This is a genomic window from Bacillus sp. bc15 (assembly GCF_900142585.1).
Classification (GTDB): domain Bacteria; phylum Bacillota; class Bacilli; order Bacillales; family Bacillaceae_G; genus Bacillus_A; species Bacillus_A cereus.
Genome location: NZ_FRBJ01000003.1, coordinates 112,166 through 127,001, shown reverse-complemented (window position 1 = coordinate 127,001; position 14,836 = coordinate 112,166). Strand labels below are relative to the sequence as shown.

Sequence of the window (14,836 nt, the reverse complement as noted above, 5' to 3'; positions counted from 1 at the left end):
TCAATGGGGGCACTCGGTCGTGCTGTGGGTAGAAATTTTATTTCATGCCTACCTTAGACGCTTGTCGTCGGGAGTATGACGTGAGGATGGGTTAGATGCCCATAATTTATTTCTAATAGAAACTCTACCTATGGAGTTATAAAAATGACTCTATAGGTAGGGTTTTTGTTATTGTTACATACAAATAAATAGATTTATAGGGGGAGTATAATTGAAAAAAGTAAGAAAAGCAATTATCCCAGCCGCTGGTCTTGGGACAAGATTTTTACCAGCAACGAAGGCGATGCCAAAAGAAATGTTACCTATCGTCGATAAACCGACGATTCAATACATAATAGAAGAAGCAATTGAATCAGGAATTGAAGACATTATTATTGTTACTGGAAAAGGAAAACGTGCTATTGAAGATCATTTCGATCACTCTTTCGAATTAGAACAAAGCCTTTTAGAAAAAGGGAAGTATGAAATGCTTGAAAAAGTACAAGCTTCCTCAAAAATAAATATTCATTACATAAGACAAAAAGAGCCAAAAGGTTTAGGGCATGCGGTATGGTGCGCTCGTAAATTTATTGGGAATGAACCATTTGCGGTATTACTTGGTGATGATATTGTACAAGCAGAAACACCATGTTTACGTCAATTGATGGATCAATATGAAGGTACACAGTCGTCAGTTATTGGTGTACAAACAGTGCCTGAAAACGAAACACATCGTTACGGTATTATCGATCCGGTTGAACAGAATGATCGCCGTTATCAAGTACGACAATTTGTGGAAAAACCAGCTCAAGGAACGGCACCATCAAATTTAGCAATTATGGGACGTTACGTATTAACACCAGAAATCTTTATGTTTCTTGAGAATCAACAAACAGGCGCTGGTGGCGAAATTCAATTAACGGATGCAATTCAACGTTTAAATGAAATTCAGCGTGTGTTTGCTTATGATTTTGAAGGAACTCGTTATGATGTTGGGGAGAAGTTTGGATTTATTAAGACAACGATTGAAATGGCATTACAGCATGAAGAATTAAAAGAAGACTTGATGAAATATATGAATACAATAGTTGGCAAAGGGAATGTATTCATATAAAAGGGAGGAAGGGAAAAGTTGGAGGAAAGAAATTTAATAAATAAATCTGCAACGGAAACTATCGATACTGTTAGAAAGCAAAATGCTTTGTATTTATTAATGAAAAGGGCAATAGATATTGTAGGTGCAATTATAGGTTTAATTATATTCTCCCCATTTTTTATTATAATCCCTATTCTTTATATGCGTGGAGAGGGAAAAGGGCCGGTATTTTTTAGGCAATCTAGGATAGGACAAAATGGTGAAACTTTTGGAATATATAAATTCCGTTCCATGGTAATTGATGCAGAAAAGAAGTTAAAACAAAATGAAGTGCTATATAAAAAGTATATAGATAATAACTATAAACTTGAACCGGAAGAAGATCCTCGTATTACGAGTGTAGGGCGTTTTTTAAGGAAAACGAGCTTGGATGAATTACCCCAGTTTATCAATGTTCTTAAGGGCGACATGAGTTTAGTTGGACCAAGACCAGTAGTTCAAGAGGAGCTATTAGAATATGGGGAAAGAAAAAGTGACTTTTTATCTGTGAAACCAGGAATTACAGGATACTGGCAGGTTAGTGGAAGAAGTGATGTTGGATACCCTGAAAGAGTAGATTTAGAATTGCATTATGTATACAATGCATCATTATTTTTCGATATAAAAATTCTATTTTTAACTGTAGTAAATGTGGTATTAAGAAGAGGAGCTTATTAATTAACTTTATTGTTGTAAAATGGAAAGGGTGTTACAGATGAATGAAAAAATTTGTGTAGTAGGATTAGGTTATATTGGATTACCAACAGCAAGTTTATTGGCCACTAAAGGATTTCAGGTATATGGTGTAGATGTCAATGAATCTGCTGTAGAAATGATTAATAGCGGAAAAGTACATATTTATGAACCGGATTTAGATATTATGGTAAAAGCCGCTGTGCAAAGTGGAAATTTAAAGGCAGGAATTGTACCAGAAACGTCGGATATTTTCATATTAGCTGTTCCAACACCGTTTAAGGGTGATCATAAGCCAGATTTAACTTATGTTGAACAGGCAACGAAAACAATAGCACCATACATAAAACCAGGTGATTTGGTGATTTTAGAATCTACAAGCCCAGTAGGAACAACAGAAAAAGTGACGGAATGGATTTTAGAAGAACGCGAAGATTTAACTGTGACAGAAGAAATTAACTCGAATAAGGGTGTTTTCTTTGTAGCACACTGTCCTGAAAGGGTATTACCAGGACATATTTTAAGAGAATTAGTAGAAAATGATCGAATAATAGGTGGTATTAATCAGAATTCTACGAAGAAAACAGTAGATTTTTATAAGAAATTTGTCAAAGGTAAAATCCTTGAAACAAATGCTAGAACAGCAGAAATGGCGAAATTAACAGAAAACTCATTCCGAGATGTGAATATTGCATTTGCTAATGAATTATCTATGATTTGTGATGAACTTCATATTAATGTTTGGGAATTAATAAGTTTAGCAAATAGACATCCTCGTGTGAATATTTTACAACCAGGACCGGGAGTGGGTGGACATTGTATTGCTGTAGATCCTTGGTTTATTGTAGACGCAGCACCAGAACAAGCTAAGCTTATCCATACAGCTCGGCAGGTAAATGATTATAAGCCAGGTTATGTTGTAGATAAGATTCGTGAAAAGGCAGACAAATTTAAAAATCCTATTATTGCTTGTTTAGGTTTAGCATTTAAGGCTAATATAGATGATTTACGTGAAAGTCCATCTGTTGAAATTGTAGAATATTTAGCTAGTCAGCAATTAGGAAAAATTATTGTATCTGAACCCAATATTCAACAATTACCTGAGAAATTAAGCAAGTTAGGAATTGAATTAGATTCTACAGTTTCTACTATTTCAAAGGCAGATATAATTGTATTATTGGTAGATCATGACGCCTTTAAAGATATTGACCGTTTAACATTAAATGAAAAGGTTGTTATTGATACTAGAGGCGTATGGAGATGAAAAAGAATAAATATTTTTTAATTGGCCCTTATCCCCCCCCTTTAGGAGGGGTAAGTGTCTATATTTATCGTTCAAAAAAAAGATTAGAATCGATGGGTGTTGAGGCTGAAGTAATAGATTTTTCGAGGATGTCACGTTATGAGAAGATTAAGTTTTTGTTAATCACGAGTTTTCTATCACCGTCGTATCATACATTTCATTTGGACGGATTTAAATTTCCTTTAATGTTAATGTTAATTTTTAGGCCATTTAAATCCCATATCATTTTACATCATCACTCAATTCGAAGATTAGATAACTTAAGTAGGATTCAAAAATGGATTGCTAGAATATTCGTAAAAAAAATAGATGAATGTATTATGGTAGGAGCTCATTTGAAGGATGGTTATGTAAAAAATAACCTTCAATTACCAAAGAAAATAACTATTCAATCACCCTTTGTACCACCCCCAATGGAAGATGAACAAAAAATTATGGATACTTATTCATATGAAACTAAAAAATTTATAGCACAAGCAAATCCTCTTATAGTAGGCAATGCTTCTGTAATTACATTTCATAACGGTTTTGATTTATATGGTTTAGATATAAGTATTAAAATGGTTGATAAATTAAAAGAAAAGTATAAAGATATTGGATTAATTTTTGCGCTTGCAGAAATTGGTGACGAGGGTTATTTTAATGAAATTAAAAAAGAGATAAATTTAAGTGGGCTTGAAAATAATATTCATTTCATTACAGGACAAAAAGAATTATGGCCGCTTTTTAAACATGCAAATTTAATGGTGCGCCCAACATATAGTGATGGATATGGAATTAGTATAGAAGAAGCGTTATATTTAGAATGTCCAGCAGTTGCTAGTGATGTGTGTAAGAGACCGGAAGGAACAGTACTGTTTAAAAATAGAAATTTAGATGATTTTATAACTAAAGTAGAAAATAGCATAGGCCAGATGAATGAGGTATCGAAGGAGAAAGTATAATATGAAGCATCGTTTAATAACCCTTATTAAAAAGATACGTAATAACCTAGTACAGCTAGGTAAAAAGGGTTTTTTTAGTTTGTTACTTACTAAATTCTTGATCCAATTTTTAGGATTCGGGAGTATTATATTAGTTGCTAAATTTATTAATCCTGAAAGTATGGCACAAATAAGAAGCTTACAAACATATTTAACACTAGCTGTTATACTAGGAACTTTCGGTCTAGATACCGCTATATTAAAGTTTTGCGCTGAGAAGAGAGAAGACAACCAAAAAGAGAAAATCCTTTCGCATTCTATTCGGAATAGTTTGTTGTTTTCTTTTTTATCCATTCTGTTATTTAATTTATTTTTAATACTTACCTCTAAACAATATTCGATTCATTGGGGTATATATACTTTATGTGTACCAATATTAGCTTTAACAAATATATTAATTAATTATCTCCTGGCTTTAAAAAGGGTAAATAAAATGGCTAGTATACAAGCGATTATAAAAGTGCAGGGTGCATTGTTTATAATTATTGGTACTTGGTTATTTGGTGTGAAAGGTTTTATTATCTCTACGGTTTTAGGATTGGTTATTGGTTTATACCCTCTATTTAAAGAGGCAAATCTTGTGAAGAGATTAGATAATTCAAACATAGATATACCTAAGCAATTTTGGGGAATTGCTTTTTTTAGTTTTTTGGCTAATTTTGTAAATAACATAGGGAACTATGCAGATATTATTGTTATGGATAACTTTATAACTGATCGTGTTGAAATGGGATATTATTCAATTGCCACAATATTTCTTCTAGGTGCTACTCAAATCACAGCAACTTTACAAAATATATATACACCTTATTTGACAGAAAAAAGCAATGATTATAAAGGCTTAAAAGAGATGGCCTTTAATCTTCAAAAGAAGGCTATTATTTTAAGTGTAATTGCAGGATTAGCTGTGTATATTGGCTCTTTAGTATTTGTTCCTTTCTTTTATGGGGAATCATACAAAAGTACAATCACATATACAGGAATACTTATGATTAAATATGTGTTGTATTCATCTTATGCTATTATGGGTGTTACATTATTAGCGATGGGTAAGATGAAAGAAAATTTTTATGTGACACTTATCTCAGCACCTATTGCCTTATTAATTAATTATGCAGCTTCACAATACTTTGGCATTATAGGAGTTGCATGGGCGCAAATAGCTAATGGTGTCATTATGTTGACTTTACAATATACAATAGTAATCCGTGTATTTAAGAGATTAGATAAGTAAAAAGAACTTTTAAAATTTAGAGAGATCATATAAATAGGAGAAGAATCTTTTATGCCTTATTATTTAAAAAAGGTTAAGGAATTAACCCCTAAAGAAGTAGTAGATAAAGTTAATAAGAAAGTGAAAAATAAAATATTAAAAAAAACAGAAGAGTTAGTAGATAGGCATACTTCTACGTATTCCAGAAACATTAATGGTTATGAAATTGAGAGCCTATTATCCGAGTATGTAATATATAATTTTTCTGATACAGAAATCTTACAAATCCGAGAAATAACATCATTATATCTTAATCATTACTTTGATTTATTAGGGTCTGGTTGGGAGAATATAAAATATAACATGGACTGCAAAGGAATAGAAGAATTTAAATATAAAGCTCCTGTAGTAGGTTTAAATAATGATATTACATGTCTCATTAATGAAAAAAATAGGGAATATAGTAAATATTTGAGGAATATGATATCTACTCACTATATTCCAATTGATTGGCGCTTAGATTTTAAGTCAGGTTATTATTGGGATTCACATATACATTATTCGAAAGTTTCCTATGGAAAGGATATAGGAGTAGATGTTAAGGTCCCGTGGGAATTATCACGTATGCAGCATTTAGTTCAATATGTTTGGGCATATTTACTAGCCAAGCAAGGAAAAAGGGGTTTCGAAGAACCTAAAATATATGTGAAAGAATTTCAGGATGAAGTATTAGATTTTATCTCTATGAACCCTCCTAAATTCGGTGTGAATTGGGTTTGTACTATGGACGTTGCAATCCGAGCGGCAAATTGGCTACTGGTTTATGATTTATTTAGGGTACATGGTGTGACTTTTTCTCAAGAATTCCAAAAAGTATTTAGTCTCTCTATATATGATCATGGAAAATTTATTTATAATCATTTAGAACGTGATGGCGAGGTACGCAATAATCATTACTATTCTAATATTGTAGGGCTATTTTTTATTGCAGCATATCTACCGGTAACAGGGGAAACAAAAGAATGGCTGTGTTTCGCATTTCAAGAAAATATTCAAGAGATGCAAGCACAATTTTATAAAGATGGAGCAAATTTTGAGCAGTCAACAGCATATCATCGCTTATCAGGGGAATTAGCACTATATGCGACTTCTTTAGGATATGCATTGTCAGAAACTAAAAAAGATATTTTAAGAAAATATAGTATAGAGAAACATCTTTCAATTTGTAAGAAGAAAGGTTTTAATCATGACACAAAAGATTTTTGGAAAGTACAAGAAGATGTATTGTTTCCTGATTGGTATATAGATAGATTAGAAAAAATTGCAGAATTTACTATGGATATAACTAAGCCTGATAAGGAAATTATCCAATTTGGTGATAATGATAGCGGACGTTTTTTTAAGATACAACCGATATACCAGAAAATGTATGTGAAAAATGCCAAAGAGTTATATTTAAATTTAAAGAATTATAATGCACTTGGTGATCATGAAATCTACTGGGATGAGAAATTCTTAGACCATCGCTATTTAGTAGCTGGAATTAATGCATTTTTTGAAAGAGCTGATTTTTACCAGTATGTAAATGGGGAATCGATAGAATATAAGATAGTAAAAGATTTAATAAAAGGAAGAGTTAAAGGGCAAAATAAACAAAGCCAACATATAAGCTATAAAAATACATCGATAAATCTATTAAATAAAGTAGATGAGAAAAATATACGTTTATTTAAAGAAAAATCACAATTTGTTGAATATGTCTATCCAGCGAATTTGAACCTGATAGATAACCTAAAAATTATTTCTTATCCCGAGTTTGGTATGTATATTTACACTTCAAATAATTTATATTTAGCAATTAAATGTGGACCTCTTGGAAGTAGTGGAAAAGGTAGTCATGATCATAATGATCAACTTAGTATTGAATTGACGATTGATGGGAAAGAAATTATAAAAGATCCTGGAACGTATTTATATACAGCTATTCCTGAAAAAAGAAACTTATTTAGATCTACGGGTGCACATTTTACAATTCAAATGGATAATAAAGAACAAAATGATTATTATCAAGGGTTACCGGGATTATTTATGTTAAAAGAAAATACAGAAAGCAAATGTTTAGAGTTTGATTTAACAAGATTTATAGGATGCCATAGTGGATTTGGAGAAAAAGTATATAGAGTTATAGACATTTTTCATGATAGAGTAGTTATTTCTGATTATGGTTCTAATCAAAAAATTACGGGTTTTAATTATTATTCAAATGGTTATGGGAAAATTACTAGTCTAATAGAAACTTAATTTTGGAGGAAATATGAGGAGAATACATGAGTTAGATTCCTTAAGGGGAATAGCAGCTGTTACGGTTATGTTTAGCCATTATCTTTTAATTTTCCCAGCATTCTTTTCTAGTGAAAGGAATGAAATAGGAGTTAATGTGATGAAATACACCCCTTTGCATATTTTCTGGGCGGGGCATGAAGCTGTTATCTTATTTTTTATACTAAGTGGATTGGTTTTAACAATTCCTTTTATTAATAATGAAAAGATTAATTATGGAAATTATATATTTAAAAGGATTTTCAGAATATATATACCTTATATATTTGCTGTGTTAATAGCTATAATATCTAGAGTTCTTTTTTACACTGGACCAAAAAATGGACTAAGTGACTGGTTTAATAATCTTTGGAGTAATGGTTTTGAGTATAAATTGTTTTTCGAACATGTATTATTTATAGGTAGCTTTAATAATAATGCTTATGATCCAGTACTATGGTCGTTGATACATGAAATGAGAATATCATTGATTTTTCCTTTTATTATTTATATTGTGAAAAGATGCAGTGTACAAAAAAGTCTTTGTATAGCCATGATTTGCTCGATTATGGGTATAAGTCTAACAAAAATATCAAATTCTAGGTTGGATATTGATGTAGATTATTTTATGACGCTACATTATACTGCTATGTTTATCGTGGGCTCACTTTTAGCCATAAACTTAAATAGAATATTACAGAATAAATATGTAAAAAAATCTGGAATCTATTTATTCTTAGGGGGAATATTATTTTACACTTATAGATGGTGGTTTTTCCCAAAAAAAACAATTTTTCATAAAGAAATAATAGGAGATTGGATGATTGTTTTAGGAGTAGTATTAATAATTTGTTGCCTTTTAAGGGATCCTTTCTCAAGTTTTATGAAACATTCTGTGTTTCAATTTTTAGGGAAAATATCATATAGCCTGTATCTTTATCATTCTATAGTAATGTTAACGCTGATACATTTACTGTATGAATATCTTAATATTTATATGATACTAATAATTTCTATAATAGGGTCGTTATTAGTCGCATTCTTAGCTCATTATTTTGTTGAAAGAAATTCAATAAAACTAGGGAAAAATCTTAGTTTAATAGAGTATAAATTAAAATATTTTAAAGGTAGTTAGGGTGAATAGGTTGCAAGATTATACTATTATTACAAAAAGCTTGATTATAAAAACATTTATATTTTTAGCAGCTTTTTTAGCTTTTCTAACACTCGAGCCTTTTTTTGTATGGGGAAATAAATTAAAAGAGGTAGTGGGCTGTGTTTATATTACATATTTCTTTTTAATTGCTGCTAAATACAATGTTATTTCAAGGAAAGATATAAAGGTAGCGTTTTTTACAATTTTTTTAATTTTACTATATAGTTTTAGATACGACGAAGTATATAAAATTCTATATAGTTTTTTATTTTTATGTGCTGTACTTGTTCCATTTGTACTATTAATAAATGAAATAAAATTAAAGATATATGATTGGTTTATTAAAATAATAGCTATCTCATATATTCCTGCAATAATTGTTGCATTCTTATTACTATTGGGCATTGATTTAAGTTGGGATAATTTAATTAGTTATTCTGCAAGTAAATCAAATTACCGACAATATTTATGGAGTGCAAACTATGCAGTATACTATGGGTTTTCTGAGCAGTACTTTTTCTCGTATGGAGGAAGTATTGATAGAATATGTGCTATGTTCAATGAACCGGGTGTAGTTGGAACAGTGAGTGCTTTAATTTTAATTTCTAAAAAATTAAAATTAGGTAGGTTATACGAAAAAATAATATTAATAGCAGGAATTTTATCTTTATCTATGGCTTTTTATACTTTAATTGGATTGTACCTGTTAATAAAAAATAAAAAGCACTTAATTTTATTTTTTATTGCTTATATCCTTCTATTTTCTTTTACCCCAAAAGATTCTTATTTATACAATAGAATACTTTATAGATTTGAGATAAATTCAGAAGGTTTGGCTGGAAATAATCGAACTAACGAAGGGTTTGAGTATGTATACAAAGACTTTAAAGCAGGAAATATAAAAGAGCAGTTCTTGGGGATAGGAGAGAAAGAGTATTTTAACAAGGCGTTAAATTATAAGTCAGAAGCACTTTCCTGGAAAACGTTCATGGTTATTAATGGATATTTACTATTTATACTTCATGTGCTATTTTTCCTATATTTATGCCTTAAGGAAAAAAACAAGGCAAGTATTATTTTTGCAGTTTTTTATTTCATGGCTATATATCAAAGGCCTTTCGACTTTTCACTAGGATATTGGTTAATATTCTTTGCTGGTATTCTATACAGTTTAAATAAAGAAGAAAATACAGTTGATAATAAAAGTTTATCGAGGGGAAATGTAAATGAAGAAAAAAGCATTATTTGCAACTAGTAATTATTGGAATTCACCGTTCCAAGTAGGTACTCATCATATTGCGAAAGAATTAGTGGGAAAAGGGTGGGAAATTGCTTATATTTCAGCACCAATATCACCTATTCATCGAATGTTTTCACCTACTAAGGAATTCTATGACCGATATGAGATTTACAAAAAAGGTGGGGAAACTTTTGAGGACGGAAAGGTCTGGTCGTACGTACCTGGGGCTTTATTAACACCAAATAATAAACCTATTTTAAGAAGTGAAATTATATATAATCATTGGAATAAACTCGGATACCCTAATATAAAAAAGTTAATAGAACTTAAAAATTTTAGGGAAGTGGACTTACTTTATTTTGATAATGGTCTCCAAAATTATTTGTTAGATTTTATAAATTATAAAAAATCAGTTTTTAGGATGGCAGATAAAAACTCTGGTTTTTCTAATAGTACAAAAGCGCTAGAGAAAGCAGAAACAAAGTTATCTCAAAGTGTAGATCGAGTTTTATATACTGCACATACGTTAGAGGATCATGTAAATGGTTTAAAACCTAAAGATACATTATATTTCCCAAACGGTGTTAACTTAGCGCACTTTTTAGAAAAAAAAGAGCAACCTGTTGAATATAAATCTATCGATAAACCAATTGTTGTTTATGTAGGTGCTATAGAAGAATGGTTTGATTTTAACTTATTTAATGAGATGGCTAAAAAAATGCCAGACTTTGCTTTTGTAGTAATAGGTCCTGATAAATTAGCTAAGCAGCACATTAATGAAATTGAGAATGTTCATATTTTAGGTAGAAGGAGTTATGATCGACTCCCAGCATATCTTCAATATGCTAACGTGGGGATTATACCTTTTAATGTTAAAGAGCACTCTCATTTGTTAGATTATGTAAATCCATTGAAGTTGTATGAATATATGGTTTCAGGTATTCCAGTAGTTAGTAGTAAATGGAAAGAGCTGGAGTTAATAAATAGTCCAGCGCAATTAGCTGAAAACCTAGATCAATTTATAGAAGCAATTAAAGAAGCGGTGAGAGATACGGATAAAGAAAAATATATTAACTTTGCAAAACAACATAGTTGGACTAGTAGGGTAGATAATTTGCTAGCAGAAGTATTAGAATAGGGGATTAATTGTGAAAAAAAAAGTGCTATTAATAACGGTTAGAGCAGATTATGGTGGAGGGCCTGAACATGTATATCGGTTGATAAAGAATATGGATTCCAATATAGAGTATTATGTTGCTTGTCCAGAAGAAGAACCATATTGGGATAGATATACACAGCTATTAGGTGAAGGAAAGTTAATAAAAATTCCTCATAGAAAATTCAAATTGAAATACTATTTGGAAATGCTAAGTTTTGTAAAGAAAAATAATATTGATATTATTCATTCACATGGAAAGGGAGCAGGTATTTACAGTCGATTATTAAAAGTTTTCGCTCCAAAAAATGTAAATATTGTACATACTTTTCATGGTATACACTTAGATTATAAGAATTTTATAAATAAGATTTATATTTTTATAGAGAGATTTTTATCTTATTTCACAGATTCTTTCATTTGTGTGTCAGATGGAGAACGGGATAAAGTAAATAATGTGAAATTAGTTCAAAATAATAAACTCAATGTTATTGTAAATGGTGTGGAAATTCCAAGGGATCATGTAGTTAATAATAATCAAACTTTTAACATCGTTTCAGTAACGAGGTTTGATAATCAAAAAAACTCAAAAAAATCTATAGAGATAATGGAAACTCTCATTAAAAGGCATGGATATGAAGATTCTACCTTAACTTTTATAGGTCAAGGACCTCAAATGCAAGAATTACAAGATTATGTAAACATGAGGAAACTGGAGAGGAATATTATATTTTTCGGTCCTACGCAAAATGTAATAAAGGAAATGCAGAAGTATAACATGTATTTATCATCTGCAAAGTGGGAAGGTATGCCTTTAGCGGTATTAGAGGCAATGTCAGTGGGGTTACCTGCAGTATTGTCTAATGTAGTTGGAAACCGAGATATTGTGGAACATGGTAAAGATGGTTATTTATACGAATTAGATGATATGGATAAAATAGTTGACTTAATGGTTCAATTAAAAGATGAAAAGTGGATTGATATGTCGACTAAAGCGAGAGAAAAGATTGTTAGTAAATATAGTGTGCAGCAAATGGTAAAAGGTACAAAACAAATATATTCTAAGATTAGTGGTGTTTCTAAATGAAAATAGCAATTGTACATGATTGGTTTGTGACATATGCGGGTGCTGAAAAAGTTGTAGAGCAAATGTTAGATGTTTTTCCAGAAGCGGATTTATTTAGCGTTGTGGATCATCTAGGGGAGAATAGAGGATTTATAAAAAATAAAGAAGTAAAAACTACCTTTATTCAAAAATTACCTTTCTCAAAGAAAAAATATAGAAATTATTTACCATTAATGCCTTTAGCAATTGAACAATTGGATTTATCTCAATATGATGTAATCCTTTCTAGCTCACATGCTGTAGCAAAAGGAGTCTTAACTGGTCCAGATCAGATACATATTTCATATGTACATTCTCCTATTCGTTATGCTTGGGATTTGCAACATCAATATTTAAGAGAGTCTAAATTAGACAAAGGAATTAAAGGATTAATAACAAAATCCATTTTACATAAGGTTAGAAATTGGGATTACCGTACTGCAAATGGCGTTGATTATTTCATTGGTAATTCAAATTTTATTGGGCGTAGAATATGGAAGGTATATAGAAGGGAATCAGAGGTAATATATCCGCCTGTTGATATTTCTGCATTTACATTACATGAACAAAAAGAAGATTTTTATTTAACGGCATCACGTATGGTTCCATATAAAAAAATTGATTTAATTGTAGAAGCCTTTGCAAATATGCCAGATAAAAAGTTGGTTGTTATTGGAGACGGACCAGATTTTGAAAAAGTGAAAGCTAAGGCTAAAGGTAATATTCAAATTTTAGGTTATCAATCATTTGAGGTACTTAAGGATCATATGCAACGTGCAAAAGGCTTTGTATTTGCTGCAGAAGAAGATTTTGGGATTACACCAGTGGAAGCACAGGCTTGTGGTACACCTGTTATTACATATGGTAAGGGTGGTGCTACAGAAACTGTTTTAGATTTAAATCATGAGAAACCGACTGGTCTATTCTTTAAAGAGCAAACTGTTGGAAGTATTGTTGAGAAGATTAATGAATTTGAAAAAAGTTATGATAAGTTTACTCCAACTAATTGTAGGGAGAATGCTATAAGATTTTCTCCGGAGAGATTTAGAGAAGAGATTAGAAGTATTGTAGAGGAAAAATATAATGAAAAATTTCTAGGGTGAGGAGATAATATCTTCACCTTTTTTATTTTTGGTAAGGGAGTGGAAAAATGAAATTAATATTATTATCTGGTGGTTCAGGAAAACGTCTATGGCCATTATCAAATGATTCGCGTTCTAAGCAATTTTTAAAAGTACTTAAAAATGAGAATGATGAAATGCAATCTATGGTTCAAAGGGTATGGGGCCAATTAACAAGCTTAGGTATTGAAAATGATGCAGTTATTGCTACAAGTAAATCTCAAGTAGATATGATTAATAGTCAACTAGGAAATGATGTACCTATTATCATCGAGCCAGAACGTCGTGATACATTCCCGGCAATCGCTCTTGCTGCTTCATATCTATATTCTAAAGAGCACGTTGATTTGGATGAGGTTGTAGGGGTATTACCTGTAGATCCATACGTAGAAAATAGTTTCTTTGAAAGGTTATTGGATTTAGAAAAGGCACTAAACTCTTCAAATGCAGATCTAGGTTTAATGGGGGTTACCCCTACATATCCATCTGAAAAATATGGTTATATTGTTCCTGATATAGAGGAGAGCACACAGGAACTCATTCAGGTAAGTCATTTTAAAGAAAAGCCAGCCGCTACCGAGGCGGAAGAGTTACTAAAACAAAATGCGCTTTGGAACAGCGGTGTATTTGCATTTAAATTAGATAAAATTATCTCCCTATTAGATCAAAAAGGACTTCCTGTTCAATATGATGTTTTAGTTCAACGATATGCAAGTTTACCAAAGATAAGTTTTGACTATGAGGTAGTAGAGAAAACAGAAAATATTATTGCACTTCCTTATAACGGTTCATGGAAAGATCTTGGAACTTGGAATACCCTTACAGAAGAAATGGGGATGAACATCCTTGGTAAGGGGAATATGGGGATTGAATGTGAGCAAAACCATATTATTAATGAGCTAGATATCCCAGTTTCTGTACTAGGTCTTTCTAATATAATTGTAGCTGCTAGTCCAGATGGTATTTTAGTTTCAGAAAAAGATGCAAGTCCTCGAGTGAAAGAATTAGTGGGGGATTGGGATCAAAGGCCAATGTATGAAGAGCGTCGCTGGGGTTGGTACCGTGTACTAGATCATACTAAATATGATGATGGAAACGAAGTATTAACAAAGCGCATTGGTATTACAGCCAGTAAAAATTTAAGCTATCAATATCATCATAATAGAAGTGAAGTTTGGACAATTGTAAAAGGTGAAGGTATTTTTGTATTAGATAATGAAATACGAGTTGTTCGGCCTGGGGATGTGTTAGAAATTCAGCCGAGACAGAGGCATGCAATTAAGGCTGTTACAGATTTAGAGTTTATTGAAGTACAATCAGGTAGCGAATTAGTTGAGGAAGATATTGTTCGGATTTATATGCAATGGAAAGAAATAGAGGAAGTTTGTTATTTGAAAGGTTAAAAATTAGTAGTGAGAGTAGCTAGAGGTGGA

At 31.2% G+C, this 14,836-nt stretch carries 12 protein-coding genes; all 12 read left to right on the top strand.

Translation table 11 applies throughout. From position 1 onward, the window contains the following. Positions 1-211: 211 nt before the first annotated feature. Genes bpsC through BUA87_RS14330 form a run of 12 tightly spaced genes read left to right on the top strand, consistent with a single transcriptional unit; the run spans position 212 to position 14,806 of the window. Positions 212-1,093, top strand: a complete 882-nt coding sequence (gene bpsC, locus BUA87_RS14385) for a UTP--glucose-1-phosphate uridylyltransferase BpsC (RefSeq protein WP_072940081.1) — start codon at positions 212-214, stop codon at positions 1,091-1,093. Between the two features lie 18 nt (positions 1,094-1,111). Further along, positions 1,112-1,792, top strand: a complete 681-nt coding sequence (locus tag BUA87_RS14380) for a sugar transferase (protein ID WP_072940078.1) — start codon at positions 1,112-1,114, stop codon at positions 1,790-1,792. Positions 1,793-1,829: 37 nt separating this feature from the next. Beyond that, positions 1,830-3,071 carry a UDP-N-acetyl-D-mannosamine dehydrogenase gene (wecC, locus tag BUA87_RS14375; RefSeq protein WP_072940074.1) on the top strand — a complete coding sequence of 414 codons (1,242 nt, stop codon included), beginning with the start codon at positions 1,830-1,832 and terminating at the stop codon, positions 3,069-3,071. Continuing rightward, positions 3,068-4,054 carry a glycosyltransferase family 4 protein gene (locus BUA87_RS14370; RefSeq protein WP_072940071.1) on the top strand — a complete coding sequence of 329 codons (987 nt, stop codon included), beginning with the start codon at positions 3,068-3,070 and terminating at the stop codon, positions 4,052-4,054. The genes wecC and BUA87_RS14370 overlap by 4 nt, the downstream gene beginning before the upstream one ends. Position 4,055: 1 nt before the next feature. Beyond that, positions 4,056-5,327, top strand: a complete 1,272-nt coding sequence (locus BUA87_RS14365) for a lipopolysaccharide biosynthesis protein (protein ID WP_072940068.1) — start codon at positions 4,056-4,058, stop codon at positions 5,325-5,327. A 51-nt stretch (positions 5,328-5,378) separates the two neighbouring features. Next, complete coding sequence (locus BUA87_RS14360) at positions 5,379-7,607, top strand: alginate lyase family protein (protein WP_072940065.1); 2,229 nt, start codon at positions 5,379-5,381, stop codon at positions 7,605-7,607. A gap of 13 nt (positions 7,608-7,620) precedes the next feature. Beyond that, entirely contained in the window at positions 7,621-8,760 is a 1,140-nt protein-coding gene (locus BUA87_RS14355; RefSeq protein ID WP_047792175.1) for an acyltransferase family protein, read from the top strand. A gap of 1 nt (position 8,761) precedes the next feature. Further along, positions 8,762-10,036 (top strand): polymerase, encoded by a 1,275-nt coding sequence (locus tag BUA87_RS14350; RefSeq protein WP_072940062.1) that lies wholly within the window; start codon positions 8,762-8,764, stop codon positions 10,034-10,036. Continuing rightward, positions 10,008-11,159, top strand: coding sequence for a GumK N-terminal domain-containing glycosyltransferase (locus BUA87_RS14345; protein ID WP_072940059.1), 1,152 nt, complete (start codon positions 10,008-10,010; stop codon positions 11,157-11,159). The genes BUA87_RS14350 and BUA87_RS14345 overlap by 29 nt, the downstream gene beginning before the upstream one ends. A gap of 10 nt (positions 11,160-11,169) precedes the next feature. Further along, positions 11,170-12,264 (top strand): glycosyltransferase, encoded by a 1,095-nt coding sequence (locus tag BUA87_RS14340; RefSeq protein ID WP_072940057.1) that lies wholly within the window; start codon positions 11,170-11,172, stop codon positions 12,262-12,264. Then, positions 12,261-13,385, top strand: a complete 1,125-nt coding sequence (locus tag BUA87_RS14335) for a glycosyltransferase family 4 protein (protein WP_000684573.1) — start codon at positions 12,261-12,263, stop codon at positions 13,383-13,385. Before BUA87_RS14340 ends, BUA87_RS14335 begins: the two co-directional genes overlap by 4 nt. A gap of 47 nt (positions 13,386-13,432) precedes the next feature. Continuing rightward, positions 13,433-14,806: a sugar phosphate nucleotidyltransferase gene (locus BUA87_RS14330; protein WP_000767078.1), complete on the top strand. Its 1,374-nt coding sequence runs from the start codon at positions 13,433-13,435 to the stop codon at positions 14,804-14,806. Positions 14,807-14,836: the final 30 nt, after the last annotated feature.